Annotated in this window: 28 protein-coding genes; 14 read left to right on the forward strand and 14 right to left on the reverse strand. The window is 59.3% G+C overall.

The window, feature by feature from the left end; genetic code table 11:
* Window positions 1-582 (forward strand): isoprenylcysteine carboxylmethyltransferase family protein (locus ACC569_RS07240; RefSeq protein WP_372522837.1); only part of this gene is annotated, 582 nt, incomplete at its 5' end.
* A gap of 59 nt (window positions 583-641) precedes the next feature.
* Here the strand turns inward: ACC569_RS07240 and ACC569_RS07245 are convergent.
* Both ACC569_RS07245 and metG read right to left on the reverse strand, forming a co-directional pair.
* Window positions 642-1,298 (reverse strand): VPLPA-CTERM sorting domain-containing protein, encoded by a 657-nt coding sequence (locus ACC569_RS07245; RefSeq protein WP_372522838.1) that lies wholly within the window; start codon window positions 1,296-1,298, stop codon window positions 642-644.
* Between the two features lie 212 nt (window positions 1,299-1,510).
* Window positions 1,511-3,580: a methionine--tRNA ligase gene (metG, locus tag ACC569_RS07250; protein WP_372522839.1), complete on the reverse strand. Its 2,070-nt coding sequence runs from the start codon at window positions 3,578-3,580 to the stop codon at window positions 1,511-1,513.
* A gap of 158 nt (window positions 3,581-3,738) precedes the next feature.
* On the opposite strand from metG, the gene apbC reads away from it, so the two are divergent.
* Together apbC and dcd are read left to right on the forward strand one after the other, a co-directional pair.
* Window positions 3,739-4,830 carry an iron-sulfur cluster carrier protein ApbC gene (gene apbC, locus ACC569_RS07255; RefSeq protein WP_372522840.1) on the forward strand — a complete coding sequence of 364 codons (1,092 nt, stop codon included), beginning with the start codon at window positions 3,739-3,741 and terminating at the stop codon, window positions 4,828-4,830.
* A gap of 86 nt (window positions 4,831-4,916) precedes the next feature.
* Complete coding sequence (dcd, locus tag ACC569_RS07260) at window positions 4,917-5,483, forward strand: dCTP deaminase (RefSeq protein ID WP_372522841.1); 567 nt, start codon at window positions 4,917-4,919, stop codon at window positions 5,481-5,483.
* Here dcd and ACC569_RS07265 read toward each other — a convergent pair.
* On the reverse strand, window positions 5,392-6,408 hold the full coding sequence (locus tag ACC569_RS07265; protein WP_372522842.1) for a methylated-DNA--[protein]-cysteine S-methyltransferase: 1,017 nt from the start codon (window positions 6,406-6,408) through the stop codon (window positions 5,392-5,394). The two genes, dcd and ACC569_RS07265, sit on opposite strands and share 92 nt — an antisense overlap.
* Before the next feature lie 72 nt (window positions 6,409-6,480).
* On the opposite strand from ACC569_RS07265, the gene ACC569_RS07270 reads away from it, so the two are divergent.
* On the forward strand, window positions 6,481-6,828 hold the full coding sequence (locus ACC569_RS07270; RefSeq protein ID WP_372522843.1) for a GFA family protein: 348 nt from the start codon (window positions 6,481-6,483) through the stop codon (window positions 6,826-6,828).
* A 145-nt stretch (window positions 6,829-6,973) separates the two neighbouring features.
* Here the strand turns inward: ACC569_RS07270 and ACC569_RS07275 are convergent, their stop codons facing one another.
* On the reverse strand, window positions 6,974-9,634 hold the full coding sequence (locus ACC569_RS07275; RefSeq protein WP_372522844.1) for a cation-translocating P-type ATPase: 2,661 nt from the start codon (window positions 9,632-9,634) through the stop codon (window positions 6,974-6,976).
* A gap of 109 nt (window positions 9,635-9,743) precedes the next feature.
* Window positions 9,744-9,860 (reverse strand): hypothetical protein, encoded by a 117-nt coding sequence (locus ACC569_RS07280; protein WP_372522845.1) that lies wholly within the window; start codon window positions 9,858-9,860, stop codon window positions 9,744-9,746.
* Window positions 9,861-10,518: 658 nt separating this feature from the next.
* Between ACC569_RS07280 and ACC569_RS07285 the strand changes: the two genes are divergently transcribed.
* Window positions 10,519-10,974 (forward strand): cupin domain-containing protein, encoded by a 456-nt coding sequence (locus ACC569_RS07285; RefSeq protein WP_372522847.1) that lies wholly within the window; start codon window positions 10,519-10,521, stop codon window positions 10,972-10,974.
* A 180-nt stretch (window positions 10,975-11,154) separates the two neighbouring features.
* Here the strand turns inward: ACC569_RS07285 and ACC569_RS07290 are convergent, their stop codons facing one another.
* The gene (locus tag ACC569_RS07290) at window positions 11,155-12,348 is read right to left on the reverse strand and encodes a class I SAM-dependent rRNA methyltransferase (protein ID WP_372522848.1); all 1,194 of its coding nucleotides are present in this window, start codon (window positions 12,346-12,348) and stop codon (window positions 11,155-11,157) included.
* 138 nt (window positions 12,349-12,486) lie between these two features.
* Here ACC569_RS07290 and ACC569_RS07295 point away from each other — a divergent pair, with 138 nt between their 5' ends.
* The gene (locus tag ACC569_RS07295; RefSeq protein ID WP_372522849.1) at window positions 12,487-13,170 is read left to right on the forward strand and encodes a DUF599 domain-containing protein; all 684 of its coding nucleotides are present in this window, start codon (window positions 12,487-12,489) and stop codon (window positions 13,168-13,170) included.
* Between the two features lie 197 nt (window positions 13,171-13,367).
* Here the strand turns inward: ACC569_RS07295 and ACC569_RS07300 are convergent, their stop codons facing one another.
* The 7 genes from ACC569_RS07300 to ACC569_RS07330 form a co-directional block, all read right to left on the reverse strand.
* The gene (locus ACC569_RS07300) at window positions 13,368-13,793 is read right to left on the reverse strand and encodes a GNAT family N-acetyltransferase (protein ID WP_372522850.1); all 426 of its coding nucleotides are present in this window, start codon (window positions 13,791-13,793) and stop codon (window positions 13,368-13,370) included.
* 130 nt (window positions 13,794-13,923) lie between these two features.
* Window positions 13,924-14,802, reverse strand: a complete 879-nt coding sequence (locus ACC569_RS07305) for a tetratricopeptide repeat protein (protein WP_372522851.1) — start codon at window positions 14,800-14,802, stop codon at window positions 13,924-13,926.
* Window positions 14,803-15,033: 231 nt separating this feature from the next.
* A complete protein-coding gene (locus ACC569_RS07310) occupies window positions 15,034-16,245 on the reverse strand; it encodes an MFS transporter (protein WP_372522852.1) in 1,212 nt (403 codons plus the stop codon).
* Window positions 16,246-16,462: 217 nt separating this feature from the next.
* Window positions 16,463-17,218 carry a hypothetical protein gene (locus tag ACC569_RS07315; RefSeq protein WP_372522853.1) on the reverse strand — a complete coding sequence of 252 codons (756 nt, stop codon included), beginning with the start codon at window positions 17,216-17,218 and terminating at the stop codon, window positions 16,463-16,465.
* 11 nt (window positions 17,219-17,229) lie between these two features.
* Window positions 17,230-18,363, reverse strand: a complete 1,134-nt coding sequence (locus tag ACC569_RS07320; RefSeq protein ID WP_372522854.1) for an NAD(P)/FAD-dependent oxidoreductase — start codon at window positions 18,361-18,363, stop codon at window positions 17,230-17,232.
* 34 nt (window positions 18,364-18,397) lie between these two features.
* Complete coding sequence (locus ACC569_RS07325) at window positions 18,398-18,628, reverse strand: sulfurtransferase TusA family protein (RefSeq protein ID WP_372522855.1); 231 nt, start codon at window positions 18,626-18,628, stop codon at window positions 18,398-18,400.
* 12 nt (window positions 18,629-18,640) lie between these two features.
* Window positions 18,641-19,033 carry a DsrE/DsrF/DrsH-like family protein gene (locus ACC569_RS07330; protein WP_372522856.1) on the reverse strand — a complete coding sequence of 131 codons (393 nt, stop codon included), beginning with the start codon at window positions 19,031-19,033 and terminating at the stop codon, window positions 18,641-18,643.
* On the opposite strand from ACC569_RS07330, the gene ACC569_RS07335 reads away from it, so the two are divergent.
* The 8 genes from ACC569_RS07335 to ACC569_RS07370 all read left to right on the forward strand — a co-directional run bounded on the left by ACC569_RS07335 (window position 19,008) and on the right by ACC569_RS07370 (window position 26,732).
* Window positions 19,008-19,202 carry a hypothetical protein gene (locus ACC569_RS07335; RefSeq protein WP_372522857.1) on the forward strand — a complete coding sequence of 65 codons (195 nt, stop codon included), beginning with the start codon at window positions 19,008-19,010 and terminating at the stop codon, window positions 19,200-19,202. The two genes, ACC569_RS07330 and ACC569_RS07335, sit on opposite strands and share 26 nt — an antisense overlap.
* 234 nt (window positions 19,203-19,436) lie before the next feature.
* Window positions 19,437-20,615, forward strand: coding sequence for an amino acid ABC transporter substrate-binding protein (locus ACC569_RS07340; RefSeq protein WP_372522858.1), 1,179 nt, complete (start codon window positions 19,437-19,439; stop codon window positions 20,613-20,615).
* A gap of 63 nt (window positions 20,616-20,678) precedes the next feature.
* A complete protein-coding gene (locus ACC569_RS07345; RefSeq protein WP_372522859.1) occupies window positions 20,679-21,554 on the forward strand; it encodes a branched-chain amino acid ABC transporter permease in 876 nt (291 codons plus the stop codon).
* Window positions 21,547-22,503 carry a branched-chain amino acid ABC transporter permease gene (locus tag ACC569_RS07350; RefSeq protein ID WP_372522860.1) on the forward strand — a complete coding sequence of 319 codons (957 nt, stop codon included), beginning with the start codon at window positions 21,547-21,549 and terminating at the stop codon, window positions 22,501-22,503. The genes ACC569_RS07345 and ACC569_RS07350 overlap by 8 nt, the downstream gene beginning before the upstream one ends.
* Window positions 22,500-23,246, forward strand: a complete 747-nt coding sequence (locus tag ACC569_RS07355; protein WP_372522861.1) for an ABC transporter ATP-binding protein — start codon at window positions 22,500-22,502, stop codon at window positions 23,244-23,246. Before ACC569_RS07350 ends, ACC569_RS07355 begins: the two co-directional genes overlap by 4 nt.
* Window positions 23,243-23,962 carry an ABC transporter ATP-binding protein gene (locus tag ACC569_RS07360; protein WP_372522862.1) on the forward strand — a complete coding sequence of 240 codons (720 nt, stop codon included), beginning with the start codon at window positions 23,243-23,245 and terminating at the stop codon, window positions 23,960-23,962. The genes ACC569_RS07355 and ACC569_RS07360 overlap by 4 nt, the downstream gene beginning before the upstream one ends.
* Before the next feature lie 390 nt (window positions 23,963-24,352).
* Complete coding sequence (locus ACC569_RS07365) at window positions 24,353-24,550, forward strand: hypothetical protein (RefSeq protein ID WP_372522863.1); 198 nt, start codon at window positions 24,353-24,355, stop codon at window positions 24,548-24,550.
* Window positions 24,551-24,662: 112 nt separating this feature from the next.
* The gene (locus tag ACC569_RS07370) at window positions 24,663-26,732 is read left to right on the forward strand and encodes a putative bifunctional diguanylate cyclase/phosphodiesterase (RefSeq protein ID WP_372522864.1); all 2,070 of its coding nucleotides are present in this window, start codon (window positions 24,663-24,665) and stop codon (window positions 26,730-26,732) included.
* A 37-nt stretch (window positions 26,733-26,769) separates the two neighbouring features.
* Here ACC569_RS07370 and ACC569_RS07375 read toward each other — a convergent pair.
* Window positions 26,770-26,980 (reverse strand): GreA/GreB family elongation factor (locus ACC569_RS07375; protein ID WP_372522865.1); only part of this gene is annotated, 211 nt, incomplete at its 5' end.

Genomic DNA, 26,980 nt, shown 5'->3' on the forward strand with positions numbered 1-26,980 from the left:
CAATGCCTTGTCGGGCCTGTGTGGACATGGCCGGAGAGTATGGCCGCGCTTTACGCCTCAGGCAACAAGCGTTACCGTGCGCTGGTAAACCGGAGCTTCAGCCGCATGCCGCAGAATAATTCATTCGTGTCCCGTGGCGGAATATGGGTATTGGCCCAGGTACCGATGATGCTGCTCGCGTTCATGATTCCGGTGTTACATGGCCGCGGACATCTTACCCCTGCCGGTTTGGTGCCAATGGGAGGCGTGGCGGTCACCCTGCTGGGCGCGCTGCTGGCCGTGTGGGGGTTTGCGAGCCTGGGCAAGGCCCTCACGCCTTTCCCCAAGCCGCTCGCCGACGCCACGCTGCAGCGGCAAGGCGCCTACCGGTTTATGCGTCACCCGATGTATACGGCAGTGATGTTGGTGAGCCTGGGCTGGGCCTTGTGGTGGTTGTGTGAGATCGGTGTTTTGTATGTGCTGGGTCTTGGGTTCTACTTCGATCGCAAGGCAGCGTACGAAGAGAGATGGTTGCGGCAGAAGTACAGTGAGTATGTGGACTACGCGCGGGCGGTGAAAAAATTCATCCCCGGGCTGTACTGACCCGGGGATGATGGGCACCCCCCGCAAAATGAAATCGCTGACTACTAAAAACTCCTGTTTTACGCGGGCCGTTTCCGGCGCCGCGCCGTGACTCCCAACACCGCCAAACCGGAACCCAGTAGCCAGGAGGCACCGGGAAGCGATACCGCCACGGGAGCCGGCATTATGCCGTCGTATTTGCTACCCCTGATTTTAAGCAGCGCATGCGCGTCCACGAGACCGTCGAGATTCAGGTCCCAATTCAGGGTCAAGTTCTGGTAGTAGGATTCCGTCACCACCGGATGGCGCGACCTGGCGGGATCGATGGCTGCAAAATAATGCTGCGAAGCATATCCGGCGCTGTCGGAGAGACGATAGATCAGGTCATCGTCAGTGCCGAACAAACCGTCACTGCCCTTGTTGCGCAGCGCAAAATCGACGATGGAACCGCCCGCGAACGTGTAATCGCCCGGTTTGCGTGATTTACCGGTAATGGGGAGAAAACCGTCGTTACGGATGAAACCGAAATCAAACGCCGAACGGTTCGGCGTGTCGAGCCGGACCCGAATCGAAACATTGGAATGGCGGTCTTTGCCGTCAACCATTAAGACTTGGGCCGGGTCGTTAACGAACAATTCGGATGGCGAAACCGAGGAGGCCTGGACGTCGTGGATTGAAAATCCACCGCTGATGGCAACGGTGAAGATAAGTGACGGAATAACTTTCCTGTTACGCATTTACTGCACCTCATGGCATTAGCTTGCCTGCACCTCCTTATGAATCTCTTGCTGGATTTCTGTTTGCCAAAATAAAAGCGGGATGCAAATTTTGCATCCCGCTTTCCCTGCTGTCCCTTCCCTCACTGCTACTTTTAAGTATAGTGGGGAATTTCCGGTTATCCATGCATCGGATAAGCCTGTTTTCCAGGGATTTTGTGTACGTATGGACGTTACTTCACGCGCATGCCCGGTTGCGCGCCTGCATCCGGCGAGAGAATCCACAAATCCTTCTTGCCGGGACCCGCGGCGAGCACCATGCCCTCGGACAATCCGAACTTCATCTTGCGCGGCGCGAGGTTGGCCACGACGACCGTGAGCCGCCCTTCGAGGTCTTCCGGTTTATAGGCTTCCTTGATGCCGGCGAACACGGTGCGCGTGACGCCATCGAGGTCGACGGTCAATTCCAGCAACTTGTCCGCGCCTTCCACGTGGCTGGCCTTCACGATGCGGGCGATGCGCAAATCTACCTTGGCGAAGTCGTCGTAACTGATTTCGGGCAGGATCGGATGCCGCGCGAGGTCGCTGGTCTGGGTGATGGTTTCGGAAGTTTTTTCAGCCATGGTCTTCATGTCCTTCTGGGATTCATCGAGCAGCGCGGGAATGCTCTTCGGGTCCACGCGCGTGGCCAGATGCTGGTACGGGTTGATGGTGTGATCGGTAAGCAGCGTTTTGGCATCCGCCCAAGTGAGCGGCGGGATATTAAGGAATGTGGCGACATCCTCCGCGATTTTCGGGAGGATCGGTTTGAGGTAAATCGTCAGCAGACGGAACAGGTTGAGGCTGGTCGTGCAGACCTGCTGCAGATGCTCTTGCTGCGCCGGGTCCTTGGCCATGAGCCATGGCTTGCGGTCGTCCACGAAGGCATTGGCTTTGTCCGCGAGCCCCATGATCAGACGCACGGCCTCGGCGTAATCGCGGTTTTCGTAGTGTTCCGCGATAGTTTCCGCCGCCTTCTGGGTTTCACGCAGCAATTCCTTGTTGACGGGCTCTTTGCTTAATTTCCCGCCGAGGCGCTCGGTGACGAAACCGGCGGCGCGCGAGGCGATATTGACGTACTTGCCGATCAGGTTGCTGTTGATGCGCGCCGTGAAGTCGTCGAAATTGAGATCGATGTCCTCCACCCGGCCGTTAAGCTTGGCCGCGAAGTAATAACGCAGGTAGCGCGGATGAAGGTGGTTGAGGTACGAGCGCGCGGTGATGAAGGTGCCGCGCGATTTGGACATCTTGGTGCCGTTGACGGTGAGGAAGCCGTGCGCGAACACGGACGTCGGCTTGCGGAAGCCCGCACCTTCCAGTATTGCCGGCCAGAACAGCGTATGGAAATAAAGGATGTCCTTGCCGATGAAATGATAAAGCTCGGCTTGGCTGTCCTTACCCCAGAAGTCGTCGAACTTGAGGCCTTGCTTCGCGCACAGGTTTTTGAAGCTGGCCATGTAACCGACCGGCGCGTCGAGCCACACATAGAAGTATTTGCCCGGCGCGTCCGGAATCTCGAAACCGAAGTAGGGCGCATCGCGCGATATATCCCAGTCCTTTAGTCCTGCGTCGAACCACTCGTCGAGTTTATTGGCAACCTCGGCTTGTACGTGAATGTCTTGATCGTTTTTGTGTTCACGAGGAAACAACCACGTCCGCAGGAAGTCCTTGAAATCACCGAGTTTGAAAAAGTAATGTTCCGAGTCCTTTTCCACCGGTGGCACGCCGGAAAGGGCCGACACTGGGTTTTTCAATTCCGTCGGTGAATAGGTCGCGCCGCAGTTCTCGCAGGAATCGCCGTACTGATCCGGCGTGTTGCAGCGCGGACAGGTGCCCTTGATGAAGCGGTCGGGCAGGAACATGTTCTTGACCGGATCGTAGGCCTGCTTGATCGTGCGCTTGGTGATGTGCCCGGCCTTGGACAGCCGCCGGTATATTTCCGTCACCAGCTCGCGGTTCTCGTCCGAGTGCGTGGAATAGTAGTTGTCGAAACCGATGCCGAAGTCGGCGAAGTCGCGTTGATGCTCCGCGCTCATGCGGGCGATGAGGCTTTCCGGGCTGATGCCTTCCTGCTGGGCGCGCAGCATCACCGGCGTGCCGTGGGTGTCGTCGGCGCAGACGTACCAGCATTCGTGTCCGCGCATTTTCTGGAAGCGCACCCAGATGTCGGTCTGGATGTATTCCACGAGATGCCCGAGGTGCAACGGGCCGTTGGCGTAGGGCAGGGCGCTGGTGACGAGGATTTTGCGTTTCTTCTCGGGCATAAAATCGCCGCCACGATAACACGGCGGAAGCTTCTCTCGGGTTTGACCCCGATATCATAAGGGAATTCGCGCCTTTGCGCCGCCCCCGGCCATGACTTTTTTCGGTCCGCGGTGTAGCATGTGCGCCCCTTGACAGACCGAATACTGGAGTGAGCTTCATGGCGGACGTTTCCCAGCAGCAAGTTGAAACAGCGCTCAAAGAGGTGATCGATCCCTACCTCGAGCAGGACATGGTCGCGGCCAAGGCGGTGAAAAAAATCACCGTTGACGGCGGCAAGGTGACCGTGGATGTCGTTCTCGGTTATCCGGCCAAGGGGTATGTGGCGACTCTTGCCTCCAAGCTGAAGGAGAAGGTGTCCGCCATTGCCGGCGTCAAGGATGCCACGGTTAATGTTTCATTCAGCATTGCCGCACATGGCGTGCAGAAGGGCGTAAAGCCCATTGAAGGCGTGAAAAACATCATCGCCATAGCCTCCGGCAAGGGCGGCGTGGGCAAATCCACCGTGGCCGTGAACCTGGCGCTCGCGTTGTCCGCGGAAGGCGCCACCGTCGGTATTCTCGATGCGGACATTTACGGCCCGAGCCAGCCGACCATGCTCGGCGCGAAGATGAAGCCCGAATCTAAAGACGGCAAGTCGCTCGAGCCCATCATGAGTTATCACCTGCAGTCCATGTCCATCGGTTATCTCGTTGACGAAGAAACGCCGATGATCTGGCGCGGTCCGATGGTAACGCAGGCGCTGGAGCAACTGCTGCGCGACACCAACTGGAAAGACCTTGATTACCTGATCGTGGATCTGCCGCCGGGCACCGGCGACGTGCAACTCACGCTGGCGCAGAAGGTTCCGGTCACCGGCGCCGTTATCGTTACGACGCCGCAGGACATCGCGCTGCTGGATGCGCGCAAGGGCCTCAAGATGTTCGAAAAGGTGGACATCCCCGTGATCGGCGTGATCGAGAACATGAGCACGCACATCTGCAGCAAGTGCGGGCACGAGGAACACATTTTCGGCCAAGGCGGCGGCGAGCGGATGTCCGAGCAAAATGACGTCGATTTTCTCGGCGCGCTCCCGCTCGACATTCGTATCCGCGTGGAAACCGATTCCGGCAAGCCCACCGTGGTGGCCGACCCCGAGTGCCGCATCTCGCAGATTTACCGCGACATCGCCCGGCGCGTGGCTGCCAAGTTGTCGCTGCGCAAGAAGGACTTTTCGGCCAAGTTCCCGAGCATTGTCATTCAGAATACTTGATATAAATAATCTCGAACCGCCAAGAACGCCAAGAGGACCTGTTTTTTCTGGTACAATTCTTGGCGACCTTGGCGGTTTAACTTCTTATGGGAATAAAATCAGACAAATGGATCCGCCGCATGGCGGCGAGCCACGGCATGATCGAGCCGTTCGAGCCGAACCAGGTCAAGCGCGCGAATAATGGCCCCATCGTTTCCTACGGCACCTCGAGCTACGGTTACGACGTCCGCTGTTCGGACGAGTTCAAGATCTTCACCAACATCAATTCCACCATCGTCGATCCCAAGAAGTTCGACCCGAGCAGCTTCGTCGACTTCAAGGGCGACGTGTGCATCATCCCGCCGAATTCTTTTGCACTTGCGCGCACCGTCGAATTCTTCCGCATTCCCAGGAATGTACTGACCATTTGCTTGGGCAAGTCGACCTATGCCCGTTGCGGCATTATCGTCAACGTGACGCCGCTGGAGCCGGAATGGGAAGGGCATGTGACGTTGGAGTTCTCCAACACCACACCGCTCCCCGCCAAAATCTACGCCAACGAAGGCGTGGCGCAGGTGATTTTCATCGAGGGTGACGAGGTCTGCGAGACTTCGTATAAGGATCGCGGCGGGAAGTATCAGGGTCAGCAGGGCGTGACGCTGCCGAAGATTTGACGTCCCCGGCCTGTGCCGCCTCCCACGCGAGCAGGGCTTTCTTTCGAGTTTCTCCCCAACGATAACCGCCCAACGCCCCGCTTTTGCGGATCACGCGATGGCAGGGAATCAGCCACGCCACCGGGTTGTGCGCCACGGCATTGGCCACGGCCCGCACCGCGCGCGGCGCATGGATATGCCGCGCCAAATCTTCATAAGACACCACCCCTCCCGGTGGAATATGCAACAGCGCCTCCCATACCTTGATCTGGAAATTTGTCCCGCGCACATGCAGATCGATGCCGGGTGAATCGCCATTGACGCGCGCGAACAACCGGCGGGCGAGCGGGGCGGTCACGCGCGGTGCTTCCTCGAGGCGCGCACGCGACCATTCGGCTGCCAACTCCGCGAGCGCAGCGCGGCGATCCTCCTTCGACAAGAAACTTAGATGACAAACGCCTCGTGAGGTCGCGCCGATCAAACACTCTCCGAACGAGCTCGGGTGAAAACCATATTGAATCGTCAGTCCCGCGCCGGCGCGCTTGAGTTCGCCGGGCGTCACCGCGTGAAAATTTACCAGCAGATCGTGCAGGCGCCCGCCGCCGGAAAGCCCTGAGTCGTAGGCCGCTTCGAGATTCGTGCGCGACTCGCGCAGCATCCGGACGGCATGCCCGGCGGTGAGATATTGCACAAAGCGCTTGGGACTGATGCCGGCCCAGCGCCGGAACAGCCGCTGAAAATGAAATTCGCTCAGACCCGCCTCGCGCGCCAGTGCCATCAGGTTCGGCTGCTGCCGATAGTTCTCTTCCAGGTAACGGATCGCGCGCTCGATGCGCTCGTAATCCGTGGAGCGCCGTGAATGACCGTCAATCTTGTCCATGGGCGCAGGATAAGCAGGCTGGCCGCCGATGACAACCCGATTCTTGCGGTACATCGTTCTAGGCACGGGATCTTGTTTCTGCGGGGTTTCACGAACCGCATCGGTGGTATATCGTTAAAGGCCACCAAGGAGGAACCAATGATTTACAAAGGTAGCTGCCACTGCGGGCAGATTGCATTCGAAGCCGAGGGCAATCTTGAAAAAGTCATGGAGTGCAATTGTTCAATTTGTAGCAAGCGTGGTTCGCTTCATTGGTTTGTTCCTCGAGAGAATTTTCGTTTACTCACGTCCGAACACGACTTTTCCACCTACACGTTCAACAAGCATCGAATTAAACATCGCTTCTGCCCCAAGTGCGGGTGCGCGCCCTTTGGTGAAGGCATAGCGCCTTCTGGTAACGACATGGTTGCCATCAACGCTCGCTGTCTGGATGGTGTCGACTTGTCACTTCTGAAGGTGGGGCACTTTGATGGTCGCAGCCTTTGAGTACCCGAAGCCCAAGCTATTATTTCACCGGACCTGCGCGAAAAGCTGCGCTGGTCCGGTGAATTCAAACATTAGGTTGGCAGCCCCCGTAGCCCTCGTAGGGCGCAATAGCGTAGCGTACTGCGCCGTATGCACGGTGGCCTCCTTACAGGCGCCGTACCAGCGTCTTGCGCAATTCTTCGAACAGCAGCATGGCAAACGCGAACGGTACGACATAGAGCCAAACGTCCAGTGCGATGGGCGCGGTGCCGAACAGCCTGTTTCCCCAGGGCGTATAGTCGATGAGAAGAATAAGCGCGATCTCGACCGCGATGCCCAGCAGGATCATTCGATTGAGAAAAAGCCCTCGGGTAAATGTCGAACTGCGCTCGCTGCGACAAAGAAATATGTTTACGACCTGCATCACGATGATGGCGGAGAGGCAGGCGGTGGTCGCCTGGAGATAAACCGGGTTATTGTCGGCGAGTGTCTCGCCGTAATTCCATCCCGCGGCACGCAGCACGAAGAAAAACGCCGCCATCGCCGCGGCCGCTTCCAGCAGGCCGAGCCACAGGTAAGCGCGCGCGAGCAAGGGCCAGCTCAGGAGACGTTCCTTGGGAGAGCGCGGCGGGCGTTGCATGACTTCCGGCTCCGGCAATTCGGCGCCAAGGGCAAGCGCCGGAAGCACGTCAGTGCCGAGGTCGACCGCAAGTATTTGAATCACGGTAAGTGGCAGGGGGATCCGGAACAGCGCGAAGGCGAGGTAGGGCACCAGCTCCGCCACGTTGTGGGTGAGGATGTAGGTCAGGAACTTGCGCATGTTGTCGTACACCGCGCGGCCTTCTTCGATGGCCGCCACGATGCTGGCGAAGTTGTCATCCATGAGCACCATATGGGCGGATTCGCGCGCCACGTCGGTACCGCTCACGCCCATGGCAATGCCGATATCCGCGTGCTTGAGGGCCGGCGCGTCGTTGACGCCATCGCCGGTGGCGGCCACGGTTTCGCCTTTCTGCTTTAGCGCCCGCACAATGCGCAGCTTCTGATCGGCGCCCACGCGCGCGAAGATAATCTCCGGCGCATCCAGCGCCAGCTGCAATTCGGCTTCCGACAGCCGCCGCAGTTGCTCGCCAGTGATTACCGCGGCGTGGGATGCAAGCACGAGTCCGATCTCGCGTGCGATGGCAACCGCCGTTTGTGGATGATCGCCGGTGACCATGATGACTTTGATGCCGGCCTCGTGACATTGGCGGATGGCGACCGGCACTTCCGGGCGCGGCGGGTCACGGAAGCCCACAAGCCCGACCAGAATCAGTTGCTCTTCAAGGTGCTCCTGAGACACATCCGGCGGCAGAGACCGGTAGGCCAGTGCCAGTACCCGCAGGCCCTGTTCCGCCATGGTTTCCTGGGCGCTTTGAAATATTCGTGCGGTTTCGGGTTGAAGCGGCTCGACCTCGGCACCGAGTTGCGCGCGGTCGCACAACGGCAACACGGATTCGAGCGCGCCCTTGGTGTAAAACACATCGCCCGCGGGCGAACGGTGGCGCGTGGACAGGCGCCTTCGTTCCGAATCGAAAGGGATTTCATCCGTGCGCGGGAACACGGCGGCACCGGGCAGCGCGTTGCGTGCCAGGCGCACCAGCGCCACTTCCATCGGATCGCCGAGAAGCACCTCCGTGCCGCCGGGTCCGGTGTTCAGATTGTGGCAATGGAGTGCCGCCTCGAAGAAGCGCGAATGAGTTGTCGCCAGCGATGTCGAATCGCCCGGATCGTGGAATTCGTTCCCCAGGAAAATACGCTTCACCTCCATACGGTTCTGGGTGAGCGTGCCGGTCTTGTCGGTGCAGATGACCGTGGTGCATCCCAGCGTTTCCACCGAAGGCAGATGGCGGATCAGCACGTTGCGCCGCGCCATGCGCTGGCTGGCCATAGCGAGCGCCAGGGTTACCGTCGGCAGCAGGCCCTCGGGAACGTTGGCGACGATGATGCCAATGGCGAAAATCAGGCTGGCCCAGAACGAAAGCCCCAGACTGTAGCCGATGAAATAGAACAGCACGCCGAGCGCCGCGGCGATGGCCGCGATCACGCGCGAGAGCCGGATGATCTCTTGCTGCAACGGCGACAACGACACGCCCGCCGTCTGGGTGAGGTGCGCAATTTTACCGAACTCGGTGCGCATGCCGGTGGCGAAGACCGCCACCTTCGCTTCGCCAGAGACGAGCGAAGTGCCGGCCAGAAGAATATTGCGGCTGTGCAGGATATCTTCGGTTTCGGAAGGCAACGCGTCGCGTGGCAGCGGAACCGATTCCCCGGTGATGGTGGCGTTGTTCACCCGCACGGCGTAGGCCTCGATCACGCGACAGTCGGCGGGAACGTCATCGCCGCCTTCAAGCAGCACGATATCGCCGGGGACAAGCTCGACGGCGGGTAGCGTGGCGAGCGAACCGCCGCGCATTACCTTGACCTGATGCGGTAGCAGGCGCGTGAGCGCCTCCAGCGCCTGTTCCGCGCGGTGTTCCTGCCAGAAGGAAAACAGCCCGTTGATCAGGATCACGCCGAGTATCGCCACGCCCAGTATCGCCATGCCGTGACCGGGGTCCTGGAATTCGGCGAAGAAAGCGAGCGCGGCGGCGATCCAGAGAATGAGCGCGAGGAAATGCGTGAACCCCTTGAGAAAGCGCGCGATCCGTCTTTCCCCGCGCACGCGCTCCACCCGGTTGGGACCGAACTCAGCGAGCCGCCGCGCGGCTTCACCGCTTGCGAGTCCCCGCGCAGTTGTGTGGAGGCTTTTCAACGCCTCTTCAACCGTGAGGTGGTGAATTTTCATGGCCACATTCTACGCCAGCTTCCCGTTCTAGACGGATCAGGCGCAGGACTCGCCAATAAAAAAAGGGCGCCCCATGGCGCCCTTTGTTGTCGCTACTCTTGAGCAGAGTTTACGGCTTGATATAGGCCCACCCTTCTCTTTGCTTGTTCATGATCTCGATCACGCCGGCGGGAACGACTTTAATATGCTCGTCCAGGTCTTTTTCGGTCAGTTTCTGTTTTCTCATGGTGGTGCCGCAAGCGATCAGTGCGACGCCGAATGGCTGACCGATCTGTCGCTACCCGCGATCATGCATGAGCCATTCCCGATGGACCAGGTGCTTCAAGACTCACTCTATTACCCATCGTCCGGTTTTGATGGCGACCCAGTCAGGCATCTTGCAGGCAACATTCTGAGTTTCATCTATGTGGACTATGGCTACAGTCACGACGAATTCATGTGCGGTTTAGCCTGCTATATCTCTGTGCTGACGGGGTTGCTGCATTTCAGGCGCTCTATGTCGCAAACTCCGCCGCGCCAAAAGCCGTTGCCGTAATTCAGCCCGGTCATGCGTTCGGTGGAAACTGGACGGATTACACGAACCCCGAGCAAATATTTGCAAGGACTGTTCTTGGTAACCCAAGCGGACAGCCTGAGATCTTGCTATATGGAGGCATCGGAAGGCGCGACTTTTATCGAAAGCCATGCTGGCCAAACTATCGAGAGCATGTCTGTATTGTTGACCAGTTGAACTCACAGCCAAATGCGGACATTCGCGAGCCACACTTGGAACTGGCGAAAAACGGGTGGAGAATAGGCATTTAACACAAGCGAAATATGACAATGCCTTGTTATCCCACACGGCTATGTTATCCCAACAGGGGCCTTGTTAAGGAGAAAAAACCATGCAAAAGTCCTCCCGTTGCGCCGTAATCGCCGTTTTGCTTGGAGTAGCCACGCTGCTTGGTGCGTCCGCATTTGCCGGCGAGCAGTCCACGTTCATGCTTACCTCGGAGGAAATGCGATGGGAGCCCTATGGTCTGACCGTGCAGAGGGTAAGATTGGTAGGCGACCCAAAAAAACCGAACTGTCCCAGCGTGACCCTGACCAAGTGGGCGGCCGGCAGCCGGGTGCCGGAGCATCCCACGCTTCATGACACGACCTTCACAGTGCTGAAAGGAAACGTGTATGTGGGCATCGGCGACAAATGGGACGACGCCAAGCTCAAGAAGATGGGGCCGGGCAGTGTCTGGAGCATCCCCGCCGGGGTGAGCAATTTCAAAAAGAACGACGAGGAAGTGATCTACTTAGTGACCGTGACCGGCCCGCTCACTGAAGACTGCGTCTCCAAGAAGAAATAACTCGCTGCCTAACATCAAAAATAAAACGACGGTTGCGATGCGGGTTAATGACGAGACGATAGACATACCATTCTCCTTGCTGAATATTATTTGGAATAAATCTGCCGGCCATTTCCTGCCCGGTTTCCTGTTTGGTCGAAATCGGGTGCGAAAGTTGCACACAGCATAAACCAAAGCAGTTTAAGTCGGCAGCAGGCGCGCGAAGAACGCTTTGAGGTACCCGGTTTCCGGAATCGCCGGGTGCATGGGGTGATCCGGCCCCTGATGGCCTTCCTCGATGATTTCGAGAAAACGATCGATATGCCGGCTGCCCTTGAGCAGGATGTCGCGCAGGACATCGCGGTGCAGGTGATACGAGCAGGAACAGGAGACCAGGATGCCGTCCTTGGACAGCACCTGCATCGCCATCTGGTTGAGCCGCTGGTAGGCCTGGGTTCCTTCCTTGATGTCTTTCTTGCGTTTGATGAAGGCGGGCGGGTCGAGCACCACGACGTCAAAACGCTCACGCGCCGCGCGCAACCGCCGCAGGATATCGAAGGCATCTTCGCGTTCTACCGTGACTTTCGCGCTCACGCCGTTCAATTCGGCGTTGTGGCCTATGCCTTCGACGGCCTTGGGCGAACTGTCCACGCACAGCACCGTCTCGGCGCCGGCCACCGCCGCCTGCACGCCCCAGGCACCGAGGTAGCTGAATACATCCAGCACGCGCAGCCCTTTGACGTAGTGACGGAAGCGCGCGCGGTTCGGCCGCTGGTCGTAGAACCATCCGGTTTTCTGGCCGGTGTGCAGCGGCACGGCGAATTTTACGCCGTTTTCCTCGAGCGGGATGGATTCCGGAACCTCGCCCAGCGCGGTTTCGACGTAGCTCGTCAGGCCTTCCAGTTCACGGCCGGAGCTGTCGTTGCGAAACAGGATGGCGCCCGGGTGAATGGTTTTTTGCAGCGCCGCGACGATCTCGGCCTTGAGCTTTTCCATGCCGGCGGTGGTGATCTGGGCCACGAGTATGTCGCCGTAACGGTCCACCACCAGCCCCGGCAGGCCATCGCTGTCGCCGAAGGCGAGCCGGTAGTAAGGAGTATCGAACAAGCGTTCGCGCAGCGACAGCGCGATATTGAGCCGGTGAGTAAGCAGCGACTGGTCGAGCGTGTATTTCGGATCGCGCGACACCAGACGCGCGCAGATGAGCGCATGCGGGTTCACATAGCCCGAGCCGAGCACGTGACCCGCCGCGTCTTCGATCAGCACCGGCTGGCCGGGTTCGAACTGCGTGAGCGGAGTGAGCTTGGTATCCACTTCGTTGCTGAAGACCCAGACGTGGCCCGCGCGCAGACGACGTTCTTCGTTTTTGTTAAGACGCAATGGGGCGAGAGTCATGGTGGCAATCCTTTTGGGGCGGCAAGCATAGGGGAATTCCCGGCAAATGGGAATTGCGCAAGCGTGTTGGCAGAGGCGCAAGCTGCACAAAGGCGGCGGTTTTGTTATGATGCCGCCCGCTTAGATCATCCGACAACCATGGATTCGCTGGCCTCGTTCATTTCCGCCTACTGGAATTATATCGCCGACCTCACGGTCTTTCTGCTGTGCGTGGTTATCCTTGGGACTTATCAGTTCAGGTTAGTGCGGCGCAGCCGTTTAAGCCCCACGCGCACGGTGCAGGGCTTGAATGCGCTGGCACGCAACGCCTGGGTCGAGCGCGTCATGACCGAAGACCGCGATATCATGGCGGTGCAGACCTTGCGCAACGCTACCATGGCCGCGACCCTCATGGCCTCCACGGCGGTCATTCTGATCCTCGGCATCATGAACATGCTGGCGAGCGCCGACAAGATCGGACCGACGCTGCATATCCTGAACCTGTCCGGTTCGCACGAGCCCGGCATGTGGATCTTCAAGCTGATGCTGATCCTGGTGGACTTCTTCGTGGCGTTTTTCAGCTTCTCGCTCGCGGTGCGCGGCTACAACCACGTCGGATTTCTGATCAATGTGCCCATGGGCAGCGGGAGCCACGGTGTTACGCCGGCCAAGGTGGCGCTGCATCTCAACCGCGCGTCGGCTTATTACGGCATCGGCATGCGCACTTATTATTTTTCCGTGCCGCTGCTGCTGTGGCTGTTCGGTCTGGTCGGGATGCTTCTTTCCACGATCGGGGTGCTGATGGTTCTCAGGCACCTGGATCACTTGCCGCAGCAGGACTAGAGCCTGCCTCAGAAATAAAAAAGGATATCCGGGATCCGCTGTTGAAGGCAGCCGGGGAATGGTAACGGGGACCGGCATCGGCCAGGAGCGGCCGTCGCATTATCCCGACGTTCAACGCTCGCCATAACCGGCAGTAAAAAGCGGTGCGACGAAGGCGCGTCGCTTTTTACAGTCCGCGTTGATGGCGTTGTTGGGCATTACTCGATTAGCCCTCGTTCTCTGGCTTCCTCTTCACTTGGCGTGATTGCCATAGCAGTGGTCATTTTTCGAAATCCGAATTTCTCGTAAAAAGCCTCCTTACCCGGCACCGCATAGAGCATAATGACATCGACTTTTGCGGACTCGATAAGGTGACGAATAATTGTGCTTCCGATACCTCTGCCTTGGTACTCAGGCAAGACTGCCACATCATAAATTGCTGCACGCCACACACCATCAGAAAGCGCCCGACCGGCACCAACAAGTTTTGTACCGTGGAAGGCAAAGACCTTCAGTAAGCTGTTTCGAAACGCCATTTCTAATTTTTCGGGATCACGCCTCTTGCCCAGTGGAGCTAACTCGAAAACACGAGCCAGATCCTCCCATGAAATATTATTGATGTCCGTTGAGAGATTAATTTCCATAACCGATCCAATGGCGTTTTATCGATGCCCAACAGTTTTGTATGGGAGTTATCGTCAGTATATCCTCGGAGTCACGGGTGACTGCCAGAGTGATGTAAATTCCTGTTTCAGCATGATAGGCTGCCGGTCGTTATTTCGCGCGCTCGCGCCACGTGGCGGCGAGCTTCGGATCCGGTTTCACGCCCAGCAATCCATTCTCGTAGATATCCGCCAGGCTGTGCATCGCCGGTTTGTAACCTTTCTCCGCCGACTTGTTGAACCAGTAGAGCGCCTGGTCGGAATGCTGGCGCACGCCCCAGGCCCCGGTCTCGTAGCGGATGGCAAGCTGGTACTGCGCTTCCACGTCACCCTGATCCGCGCGTTTTTTGAGTTGCTCGCGCGATGATTCATAGCCGCCCATGGTGTCTTCGCCGACGTCGGTGAAAAAGTGCAACAGCATGATCGCGTCGGAATGACCCTGGGCGGCGGCGCGGGTGAGCCAATGTTTGCCGCGCTCCAGGTCCTGCGGCACGCCATGGCCCTGTTGGTACATTTTCCCCAGCAGATACTGCGCCTGCGCCACGCCCTGATCGGCGGCCTTGGCGAGCCAGCGCTCCGCCTCGCGGTAATCCTGTTTGGTTTCTTTTCCGTAAAGATATGCCTCGCCCAGCGCCAGCTGAGCCTGGGCCTGGTTCTGCGCCGCTGATTTTTGCCACCAGTCGAGCGCCTGCTTCGTATCGCGCGCAGTGCCTTCTCCCGTGGCATACATCTGACCAAGCACAAACTGGGAGTAGGGCTGACGCTCATGAGCCGATTTGTCGATCCAATAAAAAGCCTTGTGTGCATCGTGCGGTACGCCGCGACCTTCGCGGTAGATGAGTCCGAGCAGAAGCTGCGCCCCCTGGTTGCCGCGCTCCGCGGCGTTGGTGATCGCGGCGATTTCCGCGGGGGATTCCGCCAGCGCGGCAGGGATGCTGGTCAGCAGGACAAGCGGCAGAGTAATAATAATGAAGCAAGAGCGTAGCGACATAAGTTCCTTCGTGTGGTTTATCAATAATACATCTAAGGTAAGCTCTGATTAAGTCATTCCGTTCGCCCTGAGCTTGTCGAAGGGTGAACGGCAAACACTGAAATTACAGGGTCGCCATCCGTTCGTGGTTCGACAGGCCTGTCCTGAGCCCATTCGTGCTTCGACAAGCTCAGCACGAACGGGTCGAAGATCTCACCACGAACGGGAGACTTGATCAGAGGTTCCCAAGGTTCAATTCCTGGGGCTGCTATTTGGCGGTTTGATTTGCACCCAGTGCCAGAATCCGGCTGTGGCCAGAAAAGCCAGCCCGCTGGAAACCAGAAACGCGGTTTTGACGCCGTAGACGGACCAGAGCCCTCCCAGCAGCAGACCGGCCGGAATCGCCGCGGTTCCCACGAGCATGTGAAACCAGCCGAACGCGGTGCCGCGCTCGGCGGGCACGGCGAGGTCGCGCACCAGCGCGCGCTCCGCGCCCTCGGTCAGCCCGAAGTAGAAACCGAGCGCCAGGCTCCAGGCCCAAAGCATCAGCGGTTGGGTCACGAAGGCCAGCGCCAGTAAAGTGGTGCCATAGACCATCCAGCCGGTCAGGATCAGCGGCCGGCGCCCGATGCGGTCGGTCTGCTGGCCGGCCTGTCCGGACACGGTGGCCTTCACCACGTGCATCGCCGCCCACAGCAGCAGCAGCTCGACCACCGGCATGCCCAGTTCGTGGCCGCGCAGCAGCAGGAAGGTTTCGGGAATTTTTCCGAGCGTGAAAAACGCCAACACCGCGAGATATCGCCGCGTGACCGGGCTCAAGCGCGACCAGCTCAGCGGCGCGCGCTCGGCGTTGACGCCGTCCGGGCGCACCGACTCCTTGATGCCGAAGACGACGAGACTCACGGCCAGTAGCCCGGGAATGGCGGACAGCGCGATCACGACGTCGAGCCGCGGCGTGCCCCAGTACACGATGGCCGCGGCCGCCAGTGCTCCGAGCACCGCGCCCGCGTGATCGAGCGCGCGTGTGAAGCCGTAGGCACGACCCGCAATGCCGTCGTGAATCGCATCCGAGACCAATGCATCGCGCGGCGCGGTGCGTATGCCCTTGCCGATACGGTCGGTGACGCGGACCGTGAGCACGGTGAGCCAGCTGCCGGAGATGCCGATCAGCGGACGCGCGATGTTCGACAGCAAATAGCCGAACACGACATAGGGTTTGCGCCGGCGACTGTAGAGATCGGAATGCCGTCCGGCCCAGAGCTTGAGCAGATTGGAAACGGTATCGGCCACGCCTTCGATCAGTCCGAGCGCCACCGGGCCGGCGGCCAGCATCGTGGCGAGCAGCAGCGGAATGAGCGGCACCACCATTTCGCTGGCGAAATCGTTGAGCAGACTGACCAGGCCGATGATGACGACGGTGCGGGGCAGTTTGCTTCGGTGGTTTCCGGGTGTCGTTGGATTCAAGTGGGTCGCTTAGGCATGGCGGGTGTCTACTTTAACGGACCTGTTCCCGACAGGCAAAAAAATGGCGCGGTTTATACCGCGCCGACCTTCATGGAAGGAGATAAGAGGAAATTAAGCTACTTTATCCAGCCGATAGCTACTCAGCAACCGTAAATGTATTTTTTTGAAAATGGTTCTGAAGGGCGTTACATCATTTTACGGATGAAATATTTTTCGATCACGATTTTGGCAACTTTCGCAGATGCTTGCTCACCAGGGCCATGAAGCGGAGTGCATCCTGCGTGTCCGGGTCCTTGCCCATTTGCCACAAACCGACCAACCCACCTTTGGATGGGGGCAATTGGGCGGCCTCGGCCTTGGCGGCGCACGTTGCTTCAGCCATGTCGTCCAGAGCGCATTGCACGTGTTCGCGTCCGAGAATGTCGATCAGCCGCAAGAACCCCTCGGTGCGCGCGAGCTTGTCGACGAGCGATGCCAATTCGGTGGCAACGAGCGCCAGTCGACTCACAACGTCGTCGGACATCGAATCTTCTATCGCCGCCACCAAGCGCGCGAGACTGATGAGCCGGTCGAGGTCCCCGTTCTCCACAAGCTGTGTGATCGCCGGCAGCGCCCGGAGGATGCCGCTGCGGTTGACGCGGTCGAGGAGGTCGAGTCCGCCCACCGCCGTCTCGGAGAGGCGTTTCACAATGTCGTCCGACATCGAGTCCTCTGCCGAGCCGATTAGCCGGGCTATATCCGCCACGCGCTCCAAATCGCCGTTCTTGACCATGGCCGCGATCGTCGGCAATGCATCGCTCACCCCGCTGCGGTTGACGCGATCGAGCAGTTCAAGTCCGTCACTGACGGTTGAACTCAGACGCGTGACCATATCATCGGTCATCGCGTCCTGGGCGCTGGCGACCAGGCGCCCGAGCTCGGTGTTGATTGAGGACTCCGCGGCGCCGGTTCCGCCCTGTTTTTCCTGAGTCATCGCTTGCCTCCTTAGAGCAACCCGCGCGCGCTTGCCCAGTAGAGCTGGTTATACGCCATCTTGAACCAGTGAACTGACTTGGTCGGCGGCTTGGGATCCGGCGGGTTGTTGTAGTTGAACATGGCATAGGTGGCCCGGTCTTTGCCTGCTTCGATGAAGCAGAAGACCTTGCCGTCGTAGTCCCGTACCGGCGAGCCGATCTTGACCAGGGAAGCGATGTTCTCCGCGAGCACTTCTGCCTCGAAGTGCGCGGTGGAGCCGGCCTTGCTGATCGGGATATTCGTGGTGTCGCCGAGCGCGAAGGCGTTCTTGTAGCCATCGATGGTGAGGCGGTAACGATCGACCGGGATCCAACCGCCCTTGCCCAGATTGTTCTTTTCGACGACCGCCATGCCCTTGTGCGCGGGCACCGCCACCAGCAGGTCGTACTTGGTTTCGGAACCCTCTTCGCTGCGCACCACCTTCTTGGCGCCGTCGACCTCCTTCATGTTGAACAGCGTCTCCGTGGTGATGCCGCGCTGATTGAACTCGCCCTGCATCCACTTGCTCACGGGCTCGAGGCTGTGCAGCCGCCCGATCGGATAGGTGTAGTGGAACTGCACCTTGTCGAGCATGCCGCGATCCTTGAAGTAGTCATACAGACAGAACGTTACCTCGGGCGGAACCATCGGGCATTTGTGCGGCACGCCGACCGCGATCACCACGCGCCCGCCCTGGAATTGGCTGATCGTCTTGAAGAACTTCAGCGCCGCCTCTTCCGTGTAGACATTGATCGAGTTCTCGGCGAGTCCGGGTATTTCCTCGGTCACGGGCCGCGAACCGGTGGCAATCGCAATCAGATCGTAGTCGTACGTCTTGCCGCTCTTGGTCTTGACCTGGTTCTTGGCGAGCAGGAACTCCTCGACCGGATCGACATGGAATTCAATCTCGGGCTCGAGCAGGCTCGCTTGGTCGCGATACAGCTCGTCTGGTGACATGCGGCCGAGCGCCACGTAGAGCAGCCCTGGCTGGTACATGTGTTTTTCCGATGCCGACAGTAACGTGAGCCGCGCCTTGTTCGTCTTGAGCTCGTTCTTCAGACGCCGCGCCAGATTGTTGGCCAGAATCGTGCCGCCCATCCCACCGCCAACGATTAATATTCGCATATTCCTCCTCCTTTCCTGAATCGGGATTCTTGAATCACTTTGCCTTGCGCACCACGACGTGCCACACGCCATTCTCTTCGCGCGATGAAACCATTTGATGCCCAACTTTGTTAACCCACTCGGGGATATCGCTCGCGGACCCTTTGTCGGTTGAGAGCACCTCCAGTTCGTCGCCAACATTTATGAGTTTCATGTTGGCAATAAGTTCCATGAGTGGACCCGGGCAAAAGGTACCGCGCGCATCAACCACTTTCTTTTCTGCCATAAGTACTCCGAATCAGAACGTCAATATCTGTCCGCCTTCCGCGTTGGTCAAGAACTTGGTCAGCCCGATCGGCTCCGCGAGATACGGCTCCAGGTCCTCGCTCTTGGCACTGAGCACGTCCATGGCCATTGAACAAGGATAAATCTTGGCATCACCATACTCGGTGGACTTTTGAAAGAGCTCCTTGAAGGGAGGCACGTTCTTGCCCTCCATCGTGCGCCCGAATTCGCCTTCCGCCGGTGCCTTCGCCGACTTACCTTTAATAAAGTACGACAGCGCGTTCATCGACAGGAACACGGTGACTTCGTCTCCGCTGACGGCCCCGATCGAGGCCACCATCGCCGCCATCTGAAGTCTTTCGAGCGAACCGGAAACCACCATGATGCTGATTTTTGATGAACTCATCGTCGCACTTCTCCTCAGCAAACAAATCTACAATATTTCAATCATCATAACAGCAGGCACAGTGAATGTGCCAAACGACCGCGGCGCAACCACAGGACCCATCACTCGTTGTCTTGGTAACGGCGTGTTCTCCGATCCAAGCTTTCTTATTTACAGCCTCGATCAATGACTGTTTTTTACCGTTGTCCCGCTGGAATTGCCATGATCTACATCAGAAAATTCGGGTGGCCGTTTGCCGTCCTGCCTGACATCTTAACCAGACCCTTACCCGGCTGGATTAAAGCCTCCTTTTCACTTCATGGCGCTGCAGCGTTGCGTGATTTAGTCTGTATTGCCTCTGTGGTATGGTAGAGATGCTCATGTCCCATGCCGCGTCGCGCGGCGACTTAAGGAGGAGATCATAATGAATCGCCGACACTTTCTGTCTTCCCTGCTTTCCGTGGTTCTCGCTTTTATTATTTTCCCGGTAGCCACCCACGCCAAGGATATCGTCGTGGGAACCTCCGTGGCGCTTACCGGCAAGTACGCGCGCACCGGACAGGAACAATTGCAAGGTTTCCAGATGTGGGTCGAAGAGGTCAACGCCCGCGGTGGGCTGCTCGGCCAGCAGGTGAAGCTCATTCATTACGACGATGAGTCCAAACCGGAAACCGCCGCCAAGCTTTACGAAAAACTCATTACCGATGACAAGGTTGATTTGCTGATCGGGCCGTATTCCTCCGACGTCGCCATGGCCGCCAGTACCATCGCCGAGAAGCACAACTTCCCCATGGTGTCCGCAGGCGCTTCGGCGACCGAGATCTGGGAGCGCGGGTACAAAAATATGTTCGGCCTGTATACGTTGGCCGAGCTCTACATGGACCAGATTCTCGAGCTCGGCAAGTCCAAGGGGCTCAAGAAGATCGCGCTGGTTTACGAGAACACGGCGTTCCCGCGCGGGGTGGCCAGCGGCGTCAAGTCCAAGGCGCAGCAGCTCGGCATGCAGGTCGTGTTCGAGGAGGAGTATGGCAAGGCCTCGACCGACTTCGCTTCCATGATCATCAAGATCAAGTCCAAGAAACCCGACATGGTGATCGGCGGCTCCTACCTGCCCGACTCCACGGCTTTCATGCGCCAGGCCAAGGAGAACCGTCTATACGCCAAGATCTTCGCCTTTGCCGTGGGTCCCGGTCTGCCTGACTTCGGCCAGAACCTGGGCCTCGACGCCGAGGGTGTCATGGGCAATACCCAGTGGGAGCCGACGCTCAAGCTTCCCGGCGCGAGTGAGTTTTCCGAGAAATACAAGGCCAAGTACGGCCATGAACCCGGTTACCACGCGGGCGGCGGTTATGGTACGGGTCAAGTGCTCGAGGCGGCGGTCAAAAAGGCCGGCACGACGGACCGGGACAAGGTGCGCGCGGCGCTTTTCGCGCTCGACACCGTCACCGCCTTCGGCCGCTTCAAGGTGGACGCGACCGGCAAGCAGATCGGCAAGCCGGCTTACGCCGTGCAATGGCTCGGCGGCGAGCGCCATATTGTTTTGCCGGCCGATGCCGCGACCGCCAAGGTAGCCTATCCGTTCAAGGATTGGGGCAAGCGTTGAAGGATTGATGTCCACGGGTTGGCGGGCGGCACGTAAACCTCGCGACTGATACGAATTCCATCCGTGGAACTGCTCGAACCCGACATCCTGCTGCAGTTGCTGATCGGCGGACTGCTGGCGGGCATGCTCTACGCGCTGCTCGCCTGCGGGCTGAACCTCGTCTTCGGGGTCATGCGCGTCATCAACCTGGCGCACGCCGAGCTGATGCTGGTGGGCGCTTTCGGCGCCTACGTGCTTTTCACCGTTTTCGGCCTGCATCCGCTGCTTTCCCTGCTGATCATCGTGCCGGTGCTCTTCATCGCGGGCTACTATCTCCAGAGCGTGCTGATCGAGCGCGTCGTGGGACGCCCGATGCTCAGCTCGCTGCTCGCGACCTATGGGGTGTCGATCATTCTGATCAACGTCGGGCTGCTGTTGTTCAGCGCCGACTTCAAGTCGATACCGGCGCTCCAGGGCTCGTTCCTGATCGGCGAATTTTCCATCTCGAAGCCGCGCGCCACGGCCGGCGCGATCTCGCTGCTGCTGACCGTGGGGGTGTATCTGTTTCTCGAGCGCTCGCGTCTCGGCAAGGCGATCCGCGCGGTGTCGGAGCATGCCCAGGTGGCCGCGATCTGCGGCATCGACGTCCGCAAAATCCGCATGCTCACCTTCGGCATGGCCGCGGGCATGGCCGGGGCCGCGGGCGTGATGCTTTCCGTGATCTACTCGTTCTGGCCCGGATCGGGCGTGGACTTCATCCAGAAGTGCTTCGCCATCATTATCATCGGCGGCATGGGTAACTTCCTCGGCGCGCTCTATGGCGGCATCCTGCTGGGAGTGGTCGAAGCCTTCGTCGGCGGCTTCGCCTCGACCCAATGGGCCGAGGCGGTGGCCTACCTGCTGCTGGTGACCGTGTTGCTGATCCGGCCAACCGGGCTCAAGGGGATGGCGCGTGTTTAATGGCCTCCGACGTTTGAACGGCCGCTGGGTGGGCGCGGTGCTGGTGACGTTCGTGCTGCTGGCGCCGCTCGTGATCAACGATTACCACCAGTCATTCCTGCTCCAGGTGTTCATGGTTATCGCGCTGGCGCAGGCCTGGAACCTGATCTCGGGCATGACCGGCTACGTGTCCTTCGGACACGCGGCGTTCTTCGGCGTCGGCGCTTATGCCGGCGCGCTGTTCCTGACCTGGGGCTTCCCCTGGTGGCTCGCGGTGATCAAGGGCGCCGGCATCGCCGCGCTGCTCGCCGTGCCCCTCGGTTTCCTGACGCTGCGCTTGCGCGGTCCGTACTTCGCGATCGCCATGCTCGGCCTGAATGAAGTCGGGCGTATCGTCGCCACGCTCTGGGTGAATGTCACTCACGGCGGATCCGGTCTTACGCTCTCACCCGAGCTGCTGCCGTCGCTCGACGTCAAATACTTCACGATGTTCGGACTGGCGCTGGCGGCGACCCTGCTCGTGGCCTGGGTGCATCGCAGCCGCTTTGGCCTGGAACTGCGCGCCATCCGCGAGGACGAGGAGGCGGCGGAGATGGTGGGCGTCAATACCACGCGCGACAAGGTAATCGCGTTCGTGCTTTCGGCGGTGATTCCGGGGGCGGTCGGCGCGGTTTATGTCATGTACACCAGTTATCTCAACCCGGCTTCCGCGTTCGACAATGCGCGCAATATCGAAATGATCGTCGTGGTGCTGTTCGGCGGCAGCGGTACGGTCTGGGGGCCGATCCTTGGCGCCGGGACCGTGATGATCCTGCGCGAACTGCTGTGGGCGCAGTTCCCGTCGGCGCACCTCGCGGCGCTCGGTGTGTTGCTGCTGGTCGTGGTGCTGTATCTGCCCGGAGGCCTGATTTCCATCCTGCGTGTCAGGCAGCAGAAGCGACCCGATGCCCGCCCCGGGGAGTCGCCATGATCGAACGCGTCTGCGCTCCGGACCATATCCTGTGCGCGTGGGGGCTCACGCGCGAATTCGGCGGCGTGCAGGCGCTGCGCGGCGTGGACCTGCACGTGGCGCGCGGGACCATCACCGGGCTCATCGGTCCCAACGGCTCGGGCAAGACCACCCTGTTTCAGGTCATCTCGGGCATGGACCGGGGCGCCACCGGTACGATCTCTTTCGATAGTGAGTCGATTCTGGGATGGCGGCCGTCGGAAATATACCGCCGCGGGCTGGCGCGCACCTTCCAGCTTTCGCGCGTCTTCCCGGAGCTGACGGTGCTGGAAAATCTCGTCGTGGCCGGCCACCGTCGCGATCGCAGCGCCGCCGAGCGCGCGCTCGGGTTGCTCGAGCGCGTGCATCTGCGCGAATATGCCGCGGTGCTGGGGAAAAATCTTTCCTACGGCCAGCAGAAACTGGTGGAGTTCCTGCGCGTGCTGATGAGCGATCCGGCGCTTATCTTGCTCGACGAGCCGGCGGCCGGCGTCAATCCAACGCTGCGCCAGACGTTGTGGGAGATGGTACGCCACCTGAACGGTCTGGGCACGACGTTCCTCGTCATCGAGCACAATATGGAAGTGATCGCCGATCTGTGTTCGGACGTTTACGTGTTGAGCGATGGCGAAATCATCGCGCAAGGCGACTTCGCTTCGATTCGCAACAATGAGCGGGTTCTGGAAGCCTACTTCGGTAAATCCCGGAAACACGGTGCCGCATGACAGCGCCCTTGCTGAGCATTCATGACCTGGAAGTTTCCTACGGGGCGGTGCAGGTTCTGTTTGGCGTGAATCTGGAAGTGCACGCGGGTGAGATTGTGTCGATTATCGGACCCAACGGCGCCGGCAAGTCCACGGTCATCAAGGCGGTCATCGGCCTGGTGGAAGTGCAGCGGGGCAGCGTCGAGTTTGACGGGCGTGACATCACCAATCTGCCGGCGCACGTCATCCCGTCGCTGGGCGTCACTTACGTGCCGCAAGGTCGCATCGTATTTGCCCAGATGACCGTGACCGACAATTTGGAAATGGGCGCGTTTCTGCAGCACGATTCCCGTAAACGTCGTGAAGCCGTGGACTCGGTGTTCGAGCAGTTTCCGCGGCTGTATGAACGGCGCAGCCAGCCGGCCGGCAAGCTCTCGGGCGGCGAGCAACAGATGCTCGCCATCGGGCGCGCGCTCATGCTGAACCCGCGGCTGGTGATTCTCGACGAGCCCTCGCTCGGGCTTTCCCCCAAATATGTCGATCTGATCTTCGAGCATTTGCTGACGCTCAAAAGCCAGGGCCGCACCTTGCTCATGGTGGAACAGAACGCCGCCCGCGCGCTCGAGCTTTCCGACCGCGGCTATGCGTTGGAGCTTGGCTACAATCGTTTTGTCGACACCGGCAAGAAACTGCTGGCCAACGATGATGTGCGGCGCATGTATCTGGGCGGCGCTTAGGGCCGCTCCCGGTGGCGCGAATCCTTGTCCCCTGCGTTAAAAAATTGCGTTTGGGAAGCTCTGATCAAGTCACCCCGTTCGCCCTGAGCCCTTCGACTGCGCTCAGGACAGGCTTGTCGAAGGGTGAACGGGAAACATTGTCATTACAGGGCCACCATCCGTTCGTGGTTCGACAGGCTCACCACGAACGGGCTTAATCGAGGCTTCCTTAGCGAGCGCTGGGATAATAACGAATACCTCATTTTTCCCCTTATTCAGCAGTGCTAACGCCCCACCCAGACCCACGGGGTGGCTGGTTTTGCGGTTTTTTTCATAATAAATCAGAGCTTAGACGGGATTTGGCACAACCTATGCATTTCCTACGGCTGTCAGGCTTTCAAGGAGATGGCCATGGAAACCCAAGCAGGAAACCGGCGAAAGACGCCCCGGCTCCGGATATTGACCGGTGGAAGGCGTCATGGCGGTGACGCCGATGCCTTGCAGTACAACGACGCGGATATCGTCTGCCAGTATGGCGTGGAGGTGCAGCGCACCTCCGTGGCGGGACTGGAACTCGTGGAGTTTGAGTTTCTTCCGGATGCCGCCTGAGAGTCAGGGTACGCGTGGTAGAGGTTGTCGTAACTGAAAAAATCTCCGACAGAGAATTGCCGATGACCCAGTCGAAATATAACGCAGTGCCGGCATTACCGGAGCGGACGCAATGAAGTTCCGACTCACCCGCGTCTATTCGGTGGCCAGCTTCTTTGGCATTGCGTTGGTCGCCATTGCCCTCAGCATGTTTTATCGCACGATCGCCGTGCGCTCCCTGGTCGAACACGAAACGCAGACAAACGTTTCCATCAGCCAGGCGCTGGCCAACACCCTTTGGCCGAAATACGCAAATTTTGTTGCCCACGCCGCCAGCATTCCCTCCGCAGAACTCTCCGCGCAGCCGGAGGTAGCGAGCCTGCGGGGCGAGGTTCTCGAGAAGATCCGTGGGTTGCGGGTGGTCAAAATAAAGATCTACAACCTCGATGGCCTCACGGTCTATTCGACGGAACCGGGGCAGATCGGCGAGAGGAAAACCGGCAACATCGGCTTTCTTCAGGCGAAGGCCGGAGAGGTAAAGAGTGAACTCGTTTTCCGCGATCATTTTTCCGCCACCGAGCAGGTGATTGAAAACCGCAATCTCCTTTCATCGTATATCCCGGTACGCAAGACGCCGAGGTCGCCGGTAGAGGGAGTTTTTGAAATCTACTCCGATGTCACCTCGCTGGTAGCGGACATAAGGGATACCGAACACACCGTCGTGGGCGGCATCACGGGCATGCTGCTGCTCCTGTATTTTTTTCTGTTCACGATCGTTCGCCGTGCCGACCGGATTATCCATGTGCATGAGAACGAGGAACGCAAGGCACAGGCGGAACAGATCCATTACATGGCCTATCATGACCCCCTGACCGGTCTGGCGAATCGTGCGCTTTTCAAAGACAGGTTTCAGCACGCCGTGGCGGTTGCCGCGCGCACCCAGTCTCCGGTGGGAATCATGTTCATCGACATCGATCGTTTCAAGGTTATCAACGACAGCTTGGGGCATGAAGGCGGAGACGCCGTGCTGATCGAGGCCGCGAAACGCATTCGCGCCTGCCTGCGCGCTTCGGACACGGCCTGCCGGATCGGTGGCGACGAGTTTACGGTGATTCTCGAACGCCTGCCCACGAGCGAGGATGCCGCGCAGGCGGCCATGCGATTGATACAGAAGTTCTCCGAGCCGTTAAGAGTCGGCAGTCGCGAGATCATCGTCACCGCCAGTATCGGCATTTCGATCTATCCCGGTGCCACGCAGGATGTCCAGCGGCTACTGAAGGATGCGAATGCCGCGATGCACGAGGCCAAGGAATCCGGGCGCAACCGGCATGTCTTTTACACCCAGGAAATGGATGCCCGCGCCCAGGAGAGTCTTGAATACGAAATGGGATTGCGCAAGGCGCTGCAAAACGGTGAATTCCTTATTTACTACCAGCCACGGGTGAACACGGCCACGGGTAAAGTGGTTGGGGCGGAGGCGCTGCTGCGCTGGCAACATCCGAGCCGCGGCATCATCATGCCGGACAATTTTATTCCGTTGCTGGAGGACACCGGTCTGGTGATCCCCGTGGGCGAATGGGTGTTGCTGCGGGCCTGTCAGCAATGCCAGGACTGGCACGATGCCGGTTACACCTCCCTGAACGTATCCGTGAATCTTTCCATGAAACAGTTCCGCTCCGGATCGCTGCTTGCCGGCGTGCGGCGCGCGCTCGCGGAGAGCGGATTGCCACCGCGTTTTCTCGAACTGGAACTCACTGAAACCGTGCTGGTGGACGATGCCGAGCAGGCGCTCGATCTGATGCGCGAACTCAAGGACATCGGCGTATCGCTTTCGATTGACGATTTCGGAACGGGCTACTCCTCGCTCAATTATTTGCGGCGATTCCCGATCGATCTTCTCAAGATCGACAGCTCGTTCATTCGCGACGTGGTGCATAATCGCGGCGATGCCGCGATCACCACCACGATCGCCGTCATGGCGAAGAGCCTGCGTCTCGGTATCCTCGCGGAAGGGGTCGAAACCCGCGAACAGGCGCGGTTTCTCAAAACCATCGGCTGCCACGATATGCAGGGACATCTTTTCGGCCCGGCGATCCCGGCCGAGGATTTTGCCGCGCAGCTCGAGACGCTCGACGTCCCGAAGCTGGCGGGGTTTGAACCGAAATCCGTCCCCCATGCCCCCGGCAACTCGGCGGTCGCCTGACCACCGCCGCGTGCCTGGGGTCGATTCGATCGGTATCTCAGTCCACCCCGTCAAACGGCGAGTAGCGCACCTTCAGGATCGTGTAGAGAGTCCGACCCCGTGGCAGGACGAGGGTTACCTCATCATCGGTGGTTTTTTTGAGAAGCGCGCGGGCCAGCGGCGAGTCGATGCTGATCAGGCCTTTTTCGAGATCGAATTCATCCGGGCCGACAATGCGGTATTCCACGGTTTCGCCGCGATCGGTCTCC

Source organism: Sulfuricaulis sp. (genome assembly GCF_041499725.1).
Lineage (GTDB): Bacteria > Pseudomonadota > Gammaproteobacteria > Acidiferrobacterales > Sulfurifustaceae > Sulfuricaulis.

Coding starts and splice junctions, on each gene's coding strand:
- ACC569_RS07245 (WP_372522838.1), bottom strand. CDS start 1,298: ATGCGTAACAGGAAAGTTATTCCGTCACTTATCTTCACCGTTGCCATC.
- metG (WP_372522839.1), bottom strand. CDS start 3,580: ATGCCCGAGAAGAAACGCAAAATCCTCGTCACCAGCGCCCTGCCCTAC.
- apbC (WP_372522840.1), top strand. CDS start 3,739: ATGGCGGACGTTTCCCAGCAGCAAGTTGAAACAGCGCTCAAAGAGGTG.
- dcd (WP_372522841.1), top strand. CDS start 4,917: ATGGGAATAAAATCAGACAAATGGATCCGCCGCATGGCGGCGAGCCAC.
- ACC569_RS07270 (WP_372522843.1), top strand. CDS start 6,481: ATGATTTACAAAGGTAGCTGCCACTGCGGGCAGATTGCATTCGAAGCC.
- ACC569_RS07275 (WP_372522844.1), bottom strand. CDS start 9,634: ATGAAAATTCACCACCTCACGGTTGAAGAGGCGTTGAAAAGCCTCCAC.
- ACC569_RS07280 (WP_372522845.1), bottom strand. CDS start 9,860: ATGAGAAAACAGAAACTGACCGAAAAAGACCTGGACGAGCATATTAAA.
- ACC569_RS07285 (WP_372522847.1), top strand. CDS start 10,519: ATGCAAAAGTCCTCCCGTTGCGCCGTAATCGCCGTTTTGCTTGGAGTA.
- ACC569_RS07290 (WP_372522848.1), bottom strand. CDS start 12,348: ATGACTCTCGCCCCATTGCGTCTTAACAAAAACGAAGAACGTCGTCTG.
- ACC569_RS07295 (WP_372522849.1), top strand. CDS start 12,487: ATGGATTCGCTGGCCTCGTTCATTTCCGCCTACTGGAATTATATCGCC.
- ACC569_RS07300 (WP_372522850.1), bottom strand. CDS start 13,793: ATGGAAATTAATCTCTCAACGGACATCAATAATATTTCATGGGAGGAT.
- ACC569_RS07305 (WP_372522851.1), bottom strand. CDS start 14,802: ATGTCGCTACGCTCTTGCTTCATTATTATTACTCTGCCGCTTGTCCTG.
- ACC569_RS07315 (WP_372522853.1), bottom strand. CDS start 17,218: ATGACTCAGGAAAAACAGGGCGGAACCGGCGCCGCGGAGTCCTCAATC.
- ACC569_RS07320 (WP_372522854.1), bottom strand. CDS start 18,363: ATGCGAATATTAATCGTTGGCGGTGGGATGGGCGGCACGATTCTGGCC.
- ACC569_RS07325 (WP_372522855.1), bottom strand. CDS start 18,628: ATGGCAGAAAAGAAAGTGGTTGATGCGCGCGGTACCTTTTGCCCGGGT.
- ACC569_RS07335 (WP_372522857.1), top strand. CDS start 19,008: ATGATGCTGATTTTTGATGAACTCATCGTCGCACTTCTCCTCAGCAAA.
- ACC569_RS07330 (WP_372522856.1), bottom strand. CDS start 19,033: ATGAGTTCATCAAAAATCAGCATCATGGTGGTTTCCGGTTCGCTCGAA.
- ACC569_RS07340 (WP_372522858.1), top strand. CDS start 19,437: ATGAATCGCCGACACTTTCTGTCTTCCCTGCTTTCCGTGGTTCTCGCT.
- ACC569_RS07355 (WP_372522861.1), top strand. CDS start 22,500: ATGATCGAACGCGTCTGCGCTCCGGACCATATCCTGTGCGCGTGGGGG.
- ACC569_RS07360 (WP_372522862.1), top strand. CDS start 23,243: ATGACAGCGCCCTTGCTGAGCATTCATGACCTGGAAGTTTCCTACGGG.
- ACC569_RS07365 (WP_372522863.1), top strand. CDS start 24,353: ATGGAAACCCAAGCAGGAAACCGGCGAAAGACGCCCCGGCTCCGGATA.
- ACC569_RS07370 (WP_372522864.1), top strand. CDS start 24,663: ATGAAGTTCCGACTCACCCGCGTCTATTCGGTGGCCAGCTTCTTTGGC.